Origin of the sequence: Rhodobacter sp. SY28-1 (assembly GCF_005222785.1) — a bacterium.
Taxonomy (GTDB): Bacteria; Pseudomonadota; Alphaproteobacteria; order Rhodobacterales; family Rhodobacteraceae; genus Tabrizicola.
This window is the reverse complement of the sequence record NZ_STGH01000004.1, coordinates 145633-159881: the sequence shown is the minus strand read 5'-3', so window position 1 is coordinate 159881 and position 14249 is coordinate 145633. Positions and strand designations below refer to the sequence as shown.

The 14249-nt window shown below is 66.0% G+C and carries 16 protein-coding genes and 1 tRNA gene; 6 read left to right on the top strand and 11 right to left on the bottom strand.

The window, feature by feature from the left end; translation table 11 throughout:
• Nucleotide 1 precedes the first annotated feature (1 nt).
• A complete protein-coding gene (locus E8M84_RS19835; protein WP_137112977.1) occupies nucleotides 2–343 on the top strand; it encodes a DUF427 domain-containing protein in 342 nt (113 codons plus the stop codon).
• On the opposite strand, the gene E8M84_RS19830 is transcribed toward E8M84_RS19835, so the two are convergent.
• Nucleotides 330–740 (bottom strand): SufE family protein, encoded by a 411-nt coding sequence (locus E8M84_RS19830; protein ID WP_137112976.1) that lies wholly within the window; start codon nucleotides 738–740, stop codon nucleotides 330–332. The genes E8M84_RS19835 and E8M84_RS19830 overlap by 14 nt on opposite strands.
• Before the next feature lie 140 nt (nucleotides 741–880).
• On the opposite strand from E8M84_RS19830, the gene E8M84_RS19825 reads away from it, so the two are divergent.
• Nucleotides 881–1339 carry a hypothetical protein gene (locus tag E8M84_RS19825; RefSeq protein WP_240790462.1) on the top strand — a complete coding sequence of 153 codons (459 nt, stop codon included), beginning with the start codon at nucleotides 881–883 and terminating at the stop codon, nucleotides 1337–1339.
• A 77-nt stretch (nucleotides 1340–1416) separates the two neighbouring features.
• On the opposite strand, the gene rnd is transcribed toward E8M84_RS19825, so the two are convergent.
• Nucleotides 1417–2571, bottom strand: coding sequence for a ribonuclease D (gene rnd / locus E8M84_RS19820; RefSeq protein ID WP_137112975.1), 1155 nt, complete (start codon nucleotides 2569–2571; stop codon nucleotides 1417–1419).
• A gap of 135 nt (nucleotides 2572–2706) precedes the next feature.
• Here rnd and E8M84_RS19815 point away from each other — a divergent pair, with 135 nt between their 5' ends.
• Nucleotides 2707–3069 carry a YbaN family protein gene (locus E8M84_RS19815; protein WP_137112974.1) on the top strand — a complete coding sequence of 121 codons (363 nt, stop codon included), beginning with the start codon at nucleotides 2707–2709 and terminating at the stop codon, nucleotides 3067–3069.
• Here E8M84_RS19815 and purN read toward each other — a convergent pair.
• Together purN and purM are read right to left on the bottom strand one after the other, a co-directional pair.
• Complete coding sequence (gene purN, locus E8M84_RS19810; protein WP_137112973.1) at nucleotides 3061–3651, bottom strand: phosphoribosylglycinamide formyltransferase; 591 nt, start codon at nucleotides 3649–3651, stop codon at nucleotides 3061–3063. The two genes, E8M84_RS19815 and purN, sit on opposite strands and share 9 nt — an antisense overlap.
• Nucleotides 3648–4694 (bottom strand): phosphoribosylformylglycinamidine cyclo-ligase, encoded by a 1047-nt coding sequence (gene purM / locus E8M84_RS19805; RefSeq protein WP_137112972.1) that lies wholly within the window; start codon nucleotides 4692–4694, stop codon nucleotides 3648–3650. The genes purN and purM overlap by 4 nt, the downstream gene beginning before the upstream one ends.
• 208 nt (nucleotides 4695–4902) lie before the next feature.
• Between purM and E8M84_RS19800 the strand changes: the two genes are divergently transcribed.
• Nucleotides 4903–4979: transfer RNA gene (locus tag E8M84_RS19800), tRNA-Ile, on the top strand.
• A gap of 19 nt (nucleotides 4980–4998) precedes the next feature.
• Here E8M84_RS19800 and E8M84_RS19795 read toward each other — a convergent pair.
• The 4 genes from E8M84_RS19795 to yajC are packed head-to-tail and all read right to left on the bottom strand — an operon-like array spanning nucleotide 4999 to nucleotide 8362.
• Nucleotides 4999–5355 (bottom strand): Mth938-like domain-containing protein, encoded by a 357-nt coding sequence (locus E8M84_RS19795; protein ID WP_137112971.1) that lies wholly within the window; start codon nucleotides 5353–5355, stop codon nucleotides 4999–5001.
• 9 nt (nucleotides 5356–5364) lie between these two features.
• The gene (gene secF / locus E8M84_RS19790) at nucleotides 5365–6336 is read right to left on the bottom strand and encodes a protein translocase subunit SecF (protein ID WP_137112970.1); all 972 of its coding nucleotides are present in this window, start codon (nucleotides 6334–6336) and stop codon (nucleotides 5365–5367) included.
• Nucleotides 6337–6351: 15 nt separating this feature from the next.
• Complete coding sequence (gene secD / locus E8M84_RS19785) at nucleotides 6352–8019, bottom strand: protein translocase subunit SecD (protein WP_137112969.1); 1668 nt, start codon at nucleotides 8017–8019, stop codon at nucleotides 6352–6354.
• A gap of 10 nt (nucleotides 8020–8029) precedes the next feature.
• A complete protein-coding gene (gene yajC / locus E8M84_RS19780; protein WP_137112968.1) occupies nucleotides 8030–8362 on the bottom strand; it encodes a preprotein translocase subunit YajC in 333 nt (110 codons plus the stop codon).
• Between the two features lie 185 nt (nucleotides 8363–8547).
• Here yajC and serS point away from each other — a divergent pair, with 185 nt between their 5' ends.
• Together serS and E8M84_RS19770 are read left to right on the top strand one after the other, a co-directional pair.
• Nucleotides 8548–9837 carry a serine--tRNA ligase gene (gene serS, locus E8M84_RS19775; RefSeq protein WP_137112967.1) on the top strand — a complete coding sequence of 430 codons (1290 nt, stop codon included), beginning with the start codon at nucleotides 8548–8550 and terminating at the stop codon, nucleotides 9835–9837.
• Between the two features lie 57 nt (nucleotides 9838–9894).
• A complete protein-coding gene (locus E8M84_RS19770; RefSeq protein WP_137112966.1) occupies nucleotides 9895–10611 on the top strand; it encodes a hypothetical protein in 717 nt (238 codons plus the stop codon).
• Nucleotides 10612–10651: 40 nt separating this feature from the next.
• Here E8M84_RS19770 and der read toward each other — a convergent pair whose 3' ends face one another.
• The 3 genes from der to E8M84_RS19755 are packed head-to-tail and all read right to left on the bottom strand — an operon-like array spanning nucleotide 10652 to nucleotide 14226.
• The gene (gene der / locus E8M84_RS19765) at nucleotides 10652–12121 is read right to left on the bottom strand and encodes a ribosome biogenesis GTPase Der (protein WP_137112965.1); all 1470 of its coding nucleotides are present in this window, start codon (nucleotides 12119–12121) and stop codon (nucleotides 10652–10654) included.
• A gap of 48 nt (nucleotides 12122–12169) precedes the next feature.
• Nucleotides 12170–13525, bottom strand: coding sequence for a PQQ-binding-like beta-propeller repeat protein (locus E8M84_RS19760; protein WP_240790461.1), 1356 nt, complete (start codon nucleotides 13523–13525; stop codon nucleotides 12170–12172).
• Nucleotides 13526–13569: 44 nt separating this feature from the next.
• The gene (locus E8M84_RS19755) at nucleotides 13570–14226 is read right to left on the bottom strand and encodes a tetratricopeptide repeat protein (protein ID WP_137112964.1); all 657 of its coding nucleotides are present in this window, start codon (nucleotides 14224–14226) and stop codon (nucleotides 13570–13572) included.
• Nucleotides 14227–14249 lie beyond the last annotated feature (23 nt).

Here is a 14249-nt window from a genome sequence, read left to right as displayed (position 1 = left end):
GATGGCCGATCACATCAAGATCACCCCGGTCAATGGTCCGGTGACCGTCATGGCGGGCTCGACCCTGCTTGGGACCAGCGTCAAGGCGCTGGAGTTGAAAGAGGGGTCCTATCCTCCGGTCATCTATGTCCCGCGCGAGGATATCGACATGGATCGCTTGGTGCGAACGGATCATGCGACCTCATGCCCGTGGAAGGGCAAGGCGAGTTACTATTCGATAAAGGGCGATTTCGGGATGTTGGCCAATGCGGTCTGGACCTACGAGACGCCGAAGGATGATGTAGCCGAAATTGCCGGCCACCTGGCGTTCTACCCGGACCGGGTGACCGTTACGCGCGGCTAGCGGCCTCTTCCCGGATGCGCTGAACCATGGCGCGGACGCCGTTCGAGCGCTGGCTGGAGAGGTGTTCGTTCAGGCCAAGGCGGCCGAGTTCGGCGGTGGCGTCGATCTTGCCCACCTCGGCCAGCGGGACACCGGAGTAGAGCGCATGCAGGACGGCGATCAGGCCGCGGACGATCATCGCATCCGAGTCGCCCTGAAAGTCGAAGCGGCCATCTTCGATCATGGGCCGCAGCCAGACCTGGCTGGCGCAGCCCTGGACCTTGAGCGCCGGGACCTTGAAGCTGTCGTCCAGGGGCGGCATCGCCTTGCCCAGTTCGATGACATGGCGGTAGCGATCTTCCCAGTCGTCGAGGAAGTCGAAGGTTTCGGCGATGTCTTCGAAGGCTGCGGTGGCCATGGCTGTCTCCCTGCCCTGGCGGTGAGGTAAGGCCGGGATGCGAAAAGGTCCAGCCCCGGGGTGGCGCTTTCCCAGAGAAGCGCTTTTCAAACGCGGTGCCATCGGCTACCCAAGAGGCAACGCATCAGGAAGCTTGACCCATGTCCCTGTCCCGCCGTCACGTTGTTCTTGGCCTGGCCGTCGCCCTTGCGGGTTGCGGGGGGTTGCGGCAAAGCAAACTCAACCCGTTCAACTGGTTCCGGAAGTCCGAGCCGCGCGAGATCATCGTGCTGCCCGAGGCCAAGGAAGACGGGCGGGTGCTGGCCGAAGTGGTGATGTCGCTTGCGGTCGAGCCGATCCCGGGCGGGGCCATCGTGCGGGCCCGCGGGCAGATGCCGGTTCAGGGCTACTGGAGCGCGGAACTGGTTCCGCTGCCGCTGTCCGAGGGCGGCACGCAGGTCTATGAGTTCCGGGTGTTTCCGCCGACGACCAAGACTGATGTCAACACCGCGCAATCGCGGCAGGTAGATGCGGCGATCTACATTTCCGACTTCAAGCTGGAAAACGTGCGGGAGATCGTCGTGCAGGGCGCGACCAACGCGCGGGCCTCGCGGCGATAACGGGGCTTTTGCGTCGCGCCTTCGGCTTCGCGTCGCAGGTGCGCCCAGCGAGGAGTGACGAAGTCCGCGACGAGCGGTCAGAGGCGGACGACGCGCACCTCGTTGCCCTTTGCTGACAGCGCGATCTCACCCTTGCACAGGCGCATGGCGTCATCGCCGAATGCCTCAAGCCGCCAGCCGGTCAGGGCGGGCACGCTGCGGTCGCCCGCGGCGATCAGGTCCAGATCGGCCGAGGAGGCTATGAGGCGGGGGGCGACACCCAGCGATTCCGACTTGGCCTTCAGAAGCACGCGGAGGAGGTCGGCCAGTGCGGGGTTCACCTGCATCTGTTCGCGCGAGGACTCAACCCGAGGCATGTCCTCGGGCTTCATCTCAAGTCCCTCTTTCACCGCGGCAAGGATGCCGTCGGCGATCTCGGGCTTGCGGCCTTCGCGCAGAAGCAGGCGGGAGCGGCCCAGTTCTTCGACCGTGGTGGGGCGGGTTGAGGCGAGTTCAAGGAGCGCATCGTCCTTCATCACCCGGCTGCGCGGCACGTTCTGGCCCTGGGCATAAGCCTCGCGGAATCGGGCGAGCGCCTTGACGACAGCCAGGAAGCGGCCGGAGGTGGTGCGGGTCTTGATGCGCTGCCAGGCCTCATCGGGGTGGACGGTGTAGGTCGCGGGATCGGTGAGGGCGGCGAGTTCTTCGGCCACCCATTCGGCACGGCCATTCTTCTTCAGCTGGGCCGCGAGCCATTCGTAAATCACCCGCAGGTGGGTCACGTCGGCCAGCGCGTATTCCTTCTGCGCGTCCGACAGCGGACGGCGCGACCAGTCGGTGAAGCGCGAGGTCTTGTCCAGATCGGCGCGGGCGATCTTCTTGACCAGGGTTTCGTAGCCCACCTGTTCGCCGAAGCCGCAGACCATGGCGGCGATCTGGGTATCGAACAGGGGCTTGGGGAAGACACCGCCTTCGACGAAGAAGATCTCAAGGTCCTGCCGGGCGGCGTGGAAGACCTTCACGGTCGCCTCATGCCGGAAGAGGTCGTAGAGCGGCTCGAGCGACATCTCGTCGCCCTCGATCGGGTCGATGAGGACGGCCTCGCCCGCGCCGGGGAGTGCCATCTGGATCAGGCAGAGCTTGGACCAGTAGGTGCGTTCGCGCAGGAATTCGGTGTCGATGGTGACGAAGGGCTGGGTCTTGGCAAGCGCGCAATAGGCGGCAAGGTCTTCGGTCGTGGTGATCGTGCGCATGTGCCGTCCTTTCGCTCGCGGGGTCATCCCGCCCATTTCCGCGCCGCTATAGGCGGAGAAGGAAGAAAAGAAAAGGGCCGGGGTTGAGCTTGCTCCATGGCCATGCGCATTTGGCCGCCAGACGCGGAGGGCGCGATGCGTTGGATCTGGCTGACACTGGGTGGCGTGTTCCTGGGGCTGGGGCTCGTCGGGGTGCTGCTGCCCGTCCTGCCGACGACCCCGTTCCTGCTGCTGGCGGCCGGGTGCTTCGCCAAGTCCTCGCCCCGACTGCATCGCTGGCTGCTGGCGCATCCGGTCTTCGGCCCGTCGATCCGGAACTGGGAGGAGAACGGAGCAATCTCGCGGCCCGCCAAGCGGCTGGCGGTGGGGAGCATGGTGGCGGTCGTCGCGGTGTCGGTGCTGCTTGGGCTGTCCTGGAAGGCGCTATTGGTGCAGACCGTGCTGATTGCGGTGGGCTCGGCCTTTGTCCTGACGCGGCCAGATGGGCCTTCAGGGTAGCGAGACCGGCGTCCGGTCGCCCGTGACGAAGCGCCGGAGGACGGCGGGGTAGAGCTGGTGCTCCATCGTAAGGACCCGGGCGGCGAGGCTGTCTTCGGTGTCGCCGGGCAGGACGGGGACGCGGGCCTGGCCAAGGATGGGGCCTGCGTCCAACTCGGCGGTGACCTCGTGGACGGTGCAGCCGGCCTCGGCATCGCCTGCGGCCAGCGCCAGGGCGTGGGTGTGGAGGCCGGGGTATTTCGGAAGAAGCGAGGGGTGGATGTTCAGCATCCGGCCCTCATAGCGGCGGATGAAGCCGGGGGTCAGGATCCGCATGAAGCCCGCCAGGCAGAGGATATCTGGGCGGGTGGCGTCGATCTTTTCGGCGAGCGCGGCCTCGAAGGCTGCGCGATCCTTGCCATGGGGGCGGTGGTCGACCGAGGCGGTCGGGACTCCGAGTGCAGCGGCTTTGGCGAGGCCCCCGGCAGCGGGGTCGTTGGAGGCGACGAGGACGGGCTGGGCGTAGTGGGCCTGGGTCATGTCCCGAACCAATGCCAACATGTTCGAGCCACCCCCGGAAATCAGGATGGCGACGCGCTTCACAGAAGCTTGCCCTTGTAGATGACCCCCTGCCCTTCGACGATCCGGCCAAGGCGGGTGACGGTCTCGCCTTCGCCTTGCAGGAGCGCGGTCAGGGCCTGGGCGCGGTCTTCGGCGACCACGAGGATCATGCCGATGCCGCAGTTGAAGGTCTTGAGAAGCTCGGGTTCCGACATGTTCGCCGTGGCGGAAAGCCAGCGGAAGACCGGGGGCAAGGCCCATGCGCCGAGGTCGATCTCGCAGGCGAGGCCTTCGGGCAGGACGCGCGGCGGGTTCTCGGTAAGGCCCCCACCGGTGATGTGGGCAAGGCCGTGGACGCCGCCCGCGCGGACGGCGGCGAGGGCCTGTTTGACGTATAGGCGGGTGGGAGTCAGGAGCGCTTGGCCGAGAGTGCCTTCGGAGAAGGGCGACGCGGCGTCCCAGCCAAGGCCGGAAAGTTCCACGACCTTGCGGACGAAACTGTAGCCGTTGGAGTGGACGCCAGAGGAGGAAAGGCCGAGGAGAATGTCGCCCTTTGCAACGTCGCGCGGCAGGTCCTGGCCACGTTCCATGGCGCCCACGGCGAACCCGGCGAGGTCGAAGTCGCCCTTGTGATACATGCCTGGCATCTCGGCCGTTTCGCCGCCGATCAGCGCGCAGCCTGAATCGGCGCAGCCCTTGGCGATGCCGGTGATGATGCGGGTGGCCTCTTCGACCTCCAGCTTGCCGGTGGCGAAATAGTCGAGGAAGAACAAGGGCTCTGCGCCCTGGCAGACGAGGTCGTTGACGCACATGGCGACGAGGTCGATGCCGATGGTGTCGACGTGTCCGGTGTCGATGGCGATCCGCAGCTTGGTGCCGACGCCATCGGTGGCCGCGACCAGGATCGGGTCCTGGTAGCCTGCGGCCTTGAGGTCGAAAAGCGCGCCAAAGCCGCCGAGGCCGCCCATCACGCCGGACCGGCTGGTCGACTTGGCAGCGGGCTTGATCCGGTCGACGAGCGCATTCCCGGCGTCGATGTCCACGCCCGCATCGGCATAGGTCAAGCCGTTGTGTCCCGTCGCCATGTCGCATCCCCTTGAGAAGCCGGTTCCGCCTGTCCGCTACACCAGATGCAGGGCAGCGGCAACTGCAGGCTTGGCGGGTCTGGCCCACGGTTTCCTTGTTTTGCTAGTCCCGAGCGGCTGCGGCGTGACGGCGTCGCAGATGACGGCATGGGCCGGTCCCCCGGTGGCTTGACCCGACGCGCCGGTCTGCTAGGCAGAGGGGGCCTACGGGCCTGTAGCTCAATTGGTTAGAGCAGGGCGCTCATAACGCCTTGGTTGGGGGTTCGAGTCCCTCCGGGCCTACCATTGCCCCCGCTGACGGCGGTCAATCGACCGGGATCAGCGCCACTGCAACGCGGCGGCCTTCGCCGAGAAGCACGTTGTAGGTCCGGGCGGCGGTGGGGGAGGCCATGACCTCGACCCCGATCCCCTGCCCTTCCAGAGCCTCACGAAAAGCCTGCGGGACATGGGCGATGGCAGAGCCAGTGCCGACGAAAAGGACGTCGATCCTGTCCGCAAGCGACAGCGGCGCTGCCGTGTCCTCGAACCCGCCCCAGGGACCGGCGTCCCAGGGGGTGATGAGGCAGGGACCGCGCAGGACGTGCCCGGCCACACGGAAGAAGCCGGGGCCGTAACCCTCGATCGCCTTAGCGCTGCCGTAGGTGACTTCGGTCAGGCGCACGAGGCCCCCTTAAGCATCCACATTGGCGAATTCGCCGTTGCCCGGTTTCTTGGTCTTGTCGCTGCGGTCCACACCCAGCATCAGCACGATGTTCTTTGCCATGTAGAGCGTCGAATAGGTGCCGAGGACGACGCCAAGCAGCATGGCGAAGACAAAGCCCCGGATCACGTCGCCGCCGAAGATGAACAGGACGAGAAGCGAGATGAAGGTGGTCGAGGCCGTCATGATCGTGCGCGACAGCGTCTCGTTCGCGGTGAGGTTCATCATCTCGCGCAGGGGCATCTGCTTGTACTTGGCGAGGTTTTCCCGCAGCCGGTCAAAGATGACGACCGTGTCGTTGACCGAATAGCCAAGAATGGTCAGCAGGGCCGCGACGATGGTCAGGTCGAACTTGATCTGGAACAGCGCAAAGATGCCCACGGTGACCAGAACGTCATGGATCAGCGCCGCCACGGTTCCCACCGCGAACTGCCATTCGAAGCGGACCCAGACGTAGAACAGGATGCCGGCCGCGCCGGCCAGCACGGCAAGCAGGGCGGATGTGATGAGTTCCTGTGAAACCTTCGGGCCAACGGATTCGACCGATGGGAAGGTGATAGCCGGGTCGATTGCCTGCAGGGCGGCTTCGACCTCGGCAATGACTTCCGGCGTCACTGATTCCTCGCCTTCACGGGCCGAAAGGCGGATCATCGCGACGTGCTGGTCGTCGCGGAACGACGGATCGAAGACCTCGGTGATCGAGACATCGCCCGCACTGATTCCGGAGAGAGCGTCACGATAGGCGCCCACGTCGACGGCGGTCGTGGATTCGGTGCGGATCGTGGTGCCGCCCCGGAAGTCGATGCCGAAGTTCAGTCCCATCGTGAAGATCAGCACGATCGAGGCCAACATGGCGAAGACCGAGGTCCCGAAGGTGACCCACTGGATCTTGAAGAAGTCGATGTTGGTCTTTTCGGGAACCAGCCGCAGACGCCAGGCCATTTCCAAATCCTCCGGTCAGACCACGAGCGTCTTGGGACGCTTCCAGTCGATGTAGGTTTCGACGATCAGGCGGGTCACATAAACGGCCGTGAACATCGAGGTGATGATGCCAAGACCAAGGGTCACCGCAAAGCCGCGCACGGGGCCGGAGCCAAGCCAGAACATGATGATCGCGGTCAGAAGGCCAGTCACGTTCGAATCCATGATGGCCGAGAATGCCCGGTCGAAGCCCTGCTCGACCACCCGCCGCGGGTTGGCCCCGGCGCGGATTTCCTCTCGCATCCGTTCGAAGATGAGAACGTTGGCGTCGACTGCCATACCCATGGTCAACACGATCCCGGCGATGCCGGGCAGCGTCAGCGTGGCCCCGATGGCCGATAGAACCGCCATGATGAGCGCGATGTTGATCGCAAGCGCGAGGTTGGCGAAGACGCCGAAGAGGCCGTAGGACAGAACCATGTAGACTGCGACGGCCACCATGCCGATGAGGGCGGCTGTGCGGCCCGCGTCGATGGAATCCTGGCCGAGCTCCGGGCCGATGGTACGTTCTTCAAGGAAGGTCATCTCGGCCGGAAGGGCACCGGCCCGCAGAAGGACGGCAAGGCGGGTCGATTCCTCGACCGAGAAATTGCCGGTGATGATGCCCGATCCGCCGGGAATATGGCTTTGGATCACCGGGGCCGAGATCACCTCGCCGTCCAGCACGATGGCGAAGGGCGCGCCGATGTTGGCGGCGGTGTAGTCGCCGAAGGCGCGGGCGCCGGTGGTGTCGAAACGGAAGCTGACGGCGGGCTGGCCGTTCTGGTCGAAGGAGGGCTGGGCGTCGACCAGATCTTCACCCGAGACCACGGGCGCGTCCTCGACCACATAGTAGACGCCCTCTTCGTCAAGGGACGGCAGCAGCACGTTGCGGGCCCCGGGGGTGATGCCAGCATCGGTGGTGCGGCTGACGACTGCGTTGAAGGTGAGCTTCGCGGTCTGGCCGATCAGCGCCTTCAACTCTTGCGCCGAGCCGATGCCGGGGACCTGGATCAGGATGCGGTCTTCGCCCTGGCGCTGGATGGTTGGTTCGCGGGTCCCGGCTTCGTCGACGCGGCGGCGGATGATTTCCAGCGACTGCTGGATCGTCCGTCCGTCGGTGGCGAGCTTCTCGGCTTCGGACAGCTGGACCACGATGTCATTGCCTTCGGCGGTGACGTCGATGGTGCTTTCGCCGATCCCGGTCAGCGAGACGACGCTGGAGCCAAGCGCGCGGACCGCCTCGAGGGCTGCGGGCATGCCTTCAGGGGTGGAGATCGTGACGCGCAGGACATCGTCGGGCGAGGGCGCGCGGCGGACGGCGCCAACCTGGTCGCGGAGATCGCGGAGCGCGTCGCGGACCTCGGGCCAGAGGCTGTCCATCCGGCTTTTGTAGACATCCTCGACCTGAACTTCGGCCAGAAGATGCGCCCCGCCCCGCAGGTCGAGGCCAAGGTTCATCAGGGCCGACGGCAGGTAGCCCGGCCATTCGGCACGCGCCGCCTCTTGCTCGGCCGTGGCGGTTCCACCAGCCTCTTCGATGGCAGCGACGGCGTCATTGTGGCGCTCGACCTGAGCGTAGAACAGGTTCGGAATTGCCGCGACAATTCCCCAGCTGCAGACGAGCAGAATGAGAATCCGCTTCCAGAGCGCCATCGATTCCATGGGTCCGACCTTAGCTTGCCGCAGGTTCGGTCTTGTTCAGGACCTGGGTGATCGTGTGCTTGATCACCTTCACCTTGACCCCGTCGGCGATCTCGACCTCGACCATGCCGTCTTCCTGGACCTTCGAGACCTTGGCGACGATGCCACCCGAGGTCACGACCTGATCGCCCCGGCGCAGGGCTTCGACCATGGCGCGGTGCTGCTTCATCTTCTGCTGCTGCGGGCGGATCAGCAGGAAGTAGAAGATCACGAAAATCAGGATGATCGGCAGGAACTGCGCGAAGACGGCGGCTCCGCCGGGGGCGGCACTTGCGGCTTGCGCGAAGGCGGGGGTGGCGAACATGGACATCCTCTCTGGTAGGATCGGGTGGCTTAGGCTGCCGCCCGTTTTGCAATTGTCGGCTGATGTAAGGCCTTTCGGGACGGTTTGCCAGAGGGCGCGGTTCGTTTGCGGGCAGCCTCGCACCTTCCCCCCTGCCACGATATCGGGCATAAGCGCCGCCATTGGTGTTTCAGGAGACTAGGCCCATGCACGACATCCGGTTCATCCGCGACAATCCCGCTGCGTTTGACGCGGCGCTGTCTCGCCGCGGGTTGGCGCCGATGTCGTCGGAATTGCTGGCGATCGACGAGGCGCGGCGGGCGAAGATCCTGGCTGCGGAAACCGCGGCTGCGGCGCAGAATGCGGCCTCGAAGGACGTGGGCGCCGCCAAGGCGCGTGGCGACAACGCGGAATTCGAGCGGCTGCGGGCGCTGGTGGCCGAGAAGAAGGCCGAGGGCGCGCGCCTGACCGAGGAGGCGGGCGCCGAGGATGCGCGGCTGCGCGATGCGCTGATGCGGATCGCGAACTTGCCGCTGGACGAGGTGCCCGAGGGGCCGGACGAAAGCGGGAACGTCGAAATCCGGCGTTGGGGCACGCCGCGCGTCATGGATTTCAAGCCGTTGGAGCATTTCGACATTCCGGCGGCGAAGGACGGGCTGGACTTCCAGACGGCGGCGAAGCTTTCGGGCAGCCGCTTTGTCGTGCTGCGCGGCGCGGTCGCGCGGGTGCACCGGGCGCTGGCGCAGTTCATGCTGGACCTGCACACGTCTGAACATGGGCTGGCCGAGACCTGGACCCCGGTGCTGGTGAAAGAGGATGCCATGTATGGCACCAACCAGCTGCCGAAATTCGCCGAGGACAGCTATCAGACGACGAACGGCTGGTGGCTGATCCCGACCTCGGAGGTCACGCTGACCAACTCGGTCGCGGGGGAAATCCTTGAGGAGAGCGCCTTGCCCTTGCGGATGACGGCGCACACGCACTGCTTCCGGTCCGAGGCTGGGTCGGCGGGCAAGGACACGACGGGCATGCTGCGGCAGCACCAGTTCGAGAAGGTCGAGATGGTGACCATCTGCACGCCGGAGACGGCGCTGGCCGAACATGAGCGGATGACCAAGTGCGCCGAGGCGGTGCTGGAGCGGCTGAGCCTGCCCTACCGGACCATCGTCCTGTGCACGGGCGACATGGGATTCGGGGCGCAGAAGACGCATGACCTGGAGGTCTGGCTGCCGGGGCAGAACACGTTCCGCGAGATTTCGTCGGTCTCCACCTGCGGCCAGTTCCAGGCGCGGCGGATGAATGCGCGCTATCGGCCCGCCGGCGGCAAGCCCGAGTTCGTGGCGACGCTGAACGGGTCGGGCCTCGCGGTCGGGCGCTGCCTGATCGCGGTGCTGGAGAACGGGCAGGAGGCGGATGGGTCGGTGACCTTGCCTGCGGCGCTGGTGCCCTATCTTGGGGGCAAGACCCGGATCACTGCCGAAGGGCAGCTCGTCTGACCGGGAACCTTGGGCAGGGTGCGGGGTTTCCCCATGCCCGCCCCATTGGAGTCCGGAATGAACCGCCTGTTTGCGCTGATCGTACTTGTTTCCGCCGCCGCCTTTGCGGTGGCCCCTTTCGTGACCCCGCCCTTCACAGGCTATGAACCGGGACAGTTTCCGGTCGAAATCGCGCGCCCCGCGATCCAGCCAGCGGGATACGCCTTCGCAATCTGGTCGGTCATCTATCTGTGGCTGATCCTGCACGCAGGGTTTGGCCTGTGGAAACGGGCGGATGATCCGGCCTGGGTTCGGGTGCGACCGGCGCTGGCGGTGGCCCTGGTGCTGGGAACGGTCTGGCTGGCCATCGCCGGCGCAAGCCCGGTCTGGGCGACGGCAGTGATCCTGGTGATGGCGGCTTCGGCGATCCTGGCTTTCCTGCAGGCCCCTACCGAGCCGGACCGCTGGATCCTGTCGGCGCCGCTGGCCATCTTCGCGGGCTGGCTGACGGCGGCGTCGCTGGTGTCCACCGGGATCCTGCTGGCGGGATACGGATATACCGGGAACGAGGAAGCGGCGCTGGACATGCTGGGCGTCGTCCTGATCCTGACGCCGCTGGTGCAATCGCGGAAGCCCCGGATGCCGGTCTATTCGGTGACCGTGATCTGGGCGCTTGTGGGTGTTGCGGCGAAAAACTGGGGCAGCGAGACGCTGGTCGCCTGGGCGGCACTTGCGGTGGCGGCAGTCGTGCTGGTCGCGGCGGGTTGGCTGTGGCGGCGGAGCCAAATTCCTTAAGTAAGGAATTTGGCAAGAATTTTACTTAGAATTCTTGGATTTACTGCCCGGTGTTCTTTTCCTTGTGCTTCCGCAGCCGCGAAGGCGTGTTGAACTTGCGTTCCTTCCACGGGTTCTCGTTGCCCTGCGACCGCAGATACAGACGGATCGGCGTGCCAGGCATGTCGAAATGGTCACGCAAGCCATTCACGAGATAGCGCTTGTAGCTTTCCGGGAGTTCGTCGGGGCGCGAGCATTTTATCATGAAACCGGGCGGCCGGGTCTTGGCCTGGGTCATGTAGCGCAGCTTGATCCGGTGGCCTCCCGGTGCGGGAGGCGGGTGCGCTTCGGTCATCGCCCCCAGCCAGGTGTTCAGCTTGGCGGTGGGGATGCGGCGGTTCCAGACGTCATGCGCCTTCAGGATAGCATCATGCAGGCGGTCGAGGCCCCGGCCCGTCTTGGCTGAAACGGTGACAAGGGGCGCACCGCGGAGCTGCGGGAGGAGGCGTTCGAACATCTCCTTCAACTCGGCGAGCTTTTCCTGCTTTTCGTCCTCAAGGTCCCACTTGTTGACGGCGACGACCACGGCGCGGCCTTCGGTTTCGGCGAAGTCGGCGATGCGGAGATCCTGAACTTCGAACGGGATTTCGACGTCCAGAAGGACGACCACAACCTCGGCGAATCGCACGGCGCGGAGGCCATCGGCGACGGAGAGCTTCTCCAGCTTCTCGACCACCTTGGCCTTCTTGCGCATGCCGGCGGTGTCCCAGATGCGGATCGGCGTGCCCTGCCAGTCGGCGCGGACGGAAATCGCGTCGCGGGTGATCCCGGCCTCCGGCCCCGTAAGCATCCGGTCGGTGCCGAGGATCTTGTTGATAAGGGTCGACTTTCCGGCGTTCGGGCGGCCGATGACGGCGATCTGCAGGGGTTTCGCAGCCGTCGGCTTGTGGGCGTTCTCGTCGGCCTCAAGCTCGGCGTCTTCTTCCGAGATGTCGGTATCGGTTTCCGGCAGCATTTCGGCTTCGCGGGGGGCGAACTCTTCCTGGAAAGGTCGCAGGGCGTGGTAGAGGTCGTCGATCCCCTCACCATGTTCGGCCGACAGGCGGATGGGTTCGCCAAGGCCCAGCGAATAGGCCTCCAGCGCGCCGGAATCGCCCGCTTTGCCCTCGGCCTTGTTGACGCCGAGCAGGACACGGGCGGATTTCTTGCGCAGGATGTCGGCGAAGACCTCGTCCGAGGGGGTCACGCCGACGCGGCCATCGATCAGGAACAGGCAGACATCAGCCATGTCGACCGCGCGTTCCGTCAGGCGGCGCATCCGGCCCTGCAGGCTGTCGTCGGTGACCTCTTCAAGGCCCGCAGTGTCGATCACCGTGAAACGCAGATCGTGGATCCGGGCGTCGCCTTCGCGCAGGTCGCGGGTCACGCCGGGCTGGTCGTCGACAAGCGCCAGCTTGCGACCGACGAGGCGGTTGAACAGCGTCGATTTCCCCACGTTGGGGCGGCCCACGATGGCGAGCGTAAAGGTCATGTCTCAGGTCCGTTTCCTGCGAAGCGCCCCCGATACACGGGATCAGGCCTAGCGGAAAGCGAGAAGTTGCCCGTTGCCGCTGACGACATAGAGCGTGCCCCCGGCCACGGCCGGTTGTGCGGCGGCCCCGCCGGGGATTTCGGCGGTGTGGACGAGGTTGCCATTCACCGGGTCGAAAGCGCGCAGGATGCCATCCGAGGAGACGACGATGATCCGTCCACCGGCCATCACCGGGCCGTAATGGGCAAAGATGCCCTTGCGGCGCTTGATCTTGTCCTTGGTGAAATAGGGCATTTCGACCGACCAGATCGCCTCGCCCGTGGCGGCGTCAAGGCGCACGAGTTTGGCTTCGTCGTTCACAAGGAAGATCGAGCCGCCTGCAACGGCGACGGGGCCCAGGGCGCCTTCGCCGGCCGACCAGATGCGTTCGCCCGAGGAAGCCGACATTGCGACAGTGCGGCCCGAGCCGGAGCCTGCGAACAAGGTCTTGCCCGCGATGACTGCATCGCCGGTCACGTCCGAGGTGAGCGCGTAGGCGCGGCCAAGCCGCTTGCCCGCCAAGGACGCCTGCCAGATCTTGGTGCCGCCGCCGATCTTGAGGACGGCCATCAGGTCCCCGCCCGAGGAGGGGAAGATCACCGCGCGGTCGCCGATGGTGGGCGCAGCAGTGCCGACATAGGCGGCTTTGCCGGGGGTGCCGACGACCTGCCAGATCACCTTGCCGTCCGCTGCATCAACCGCCCAGGCCGAGCCGTCACGGCCCGAGACATAGACCGCCGATCCGTCGGTGGCCGGGGCGCCGCTGATCGGGGCATCGACGCGCTGCCGCCAGAGTACGGCACCGGAGGCCGCGTCGAGGGCAACGAGTTCGCCGTAGCCCGTCGTCGCGAAGACACGGTTGCCCGAGGTGGCAAGGCCCGCGGCCGACTGACCGCCGCCCTTGTCGAAGGCAGCCGTCAGGTCCGTCGTCCACAGTGTGGCGCCGTTGGTCCCGGTCGCGGTCACACCGACGCCCGCGTCGATGGTGAAGATGCGGCCGTCTGCCACGACTGGCGCGGCAGCGATCCGGTTCTTGCGGCTGGACCCGGCGCCGACCTTGGCCGCCCAGGCAAGCTGCGGGGCGGAGGACAGCGCGGCATGCGGCATCAGGTGGCGCGCATTGCCTGCGCGGTGGGTCCAGTCACCGCCGGTCTGCGGCCCCAGCGAGATGTCGACGCTCTGGTTCTCGGCGGGCGCGGGCGCGGTCGGGGCCGGCTGGCCTTCGACCGGGACGCTGGCCTCAAGATCGGCCCGCACCGGGAAGCGTTCACCTTGCAGGATCACCTCTCTTGGCCCGCAGGCCGCCAGAAGAGCCAGAAGCCCCACGCCGGCCATCAGCTTGCCGCCCATCTGTCTGACCTTCATGCCTGCCACCTGAAAGGACCTTTCGCTTGGCTCATCTTGGGGTCTCAACCACCCGAGGCTTCGGGCAGCGAGCCGTCGAGCGCCGTGATAACCTGGGCAACCCGCGACCGCAGCGAGCCCGAGGCCTCTTGATCCTGCAGGAGCGCGGTCAAGGCGGTGATCGCCTCGTCCGTCTTGCCCTCTTCGATCAGGAGGTAGGCCAGCTGTTCGGTGGCAAGCACCCGATAGGGCCGACCCGCAACGGCAATGCCGTCAAGAGCGGCACGGCGGTCGGCAATCGGCTGATCCGCCCCGGCGACCAGCACCCGGCGCAGCACGGCAAGATCGCGGTAGGCAGGCGACAGACTGGCGTCGGCGGTGACCTTGTCCAGAGCGGCCAGAGTGGCGGCCTTGTCCCCGGCCGGGTCGGACGCGAGGATCAGATTGAGAATTGCCGTCTGTTCGGCATCCGAAGGCACGGCGGCCAGCGCCTCGCGCCGTTCGTCGGGGGTGCCGTGGTCAAGCGCATCGATCAGCGCATCGCCAAAGGCTTCGGCGCGGGCTTCGTCGCGCGACTTTGACCATTCGGTCCAGGCGGTGCCTGCGACAAGGCCGATGATCACGACGACACCGATCCAGCCGTATTTGCGGAACAGACGGAACAGCCGATCCCGGCGCACCTCTTCGGTGACTTCCTCGATGAAGCTGTCGGGATTGCTCAACGCGGTGGCCTCACTTTTCGTTT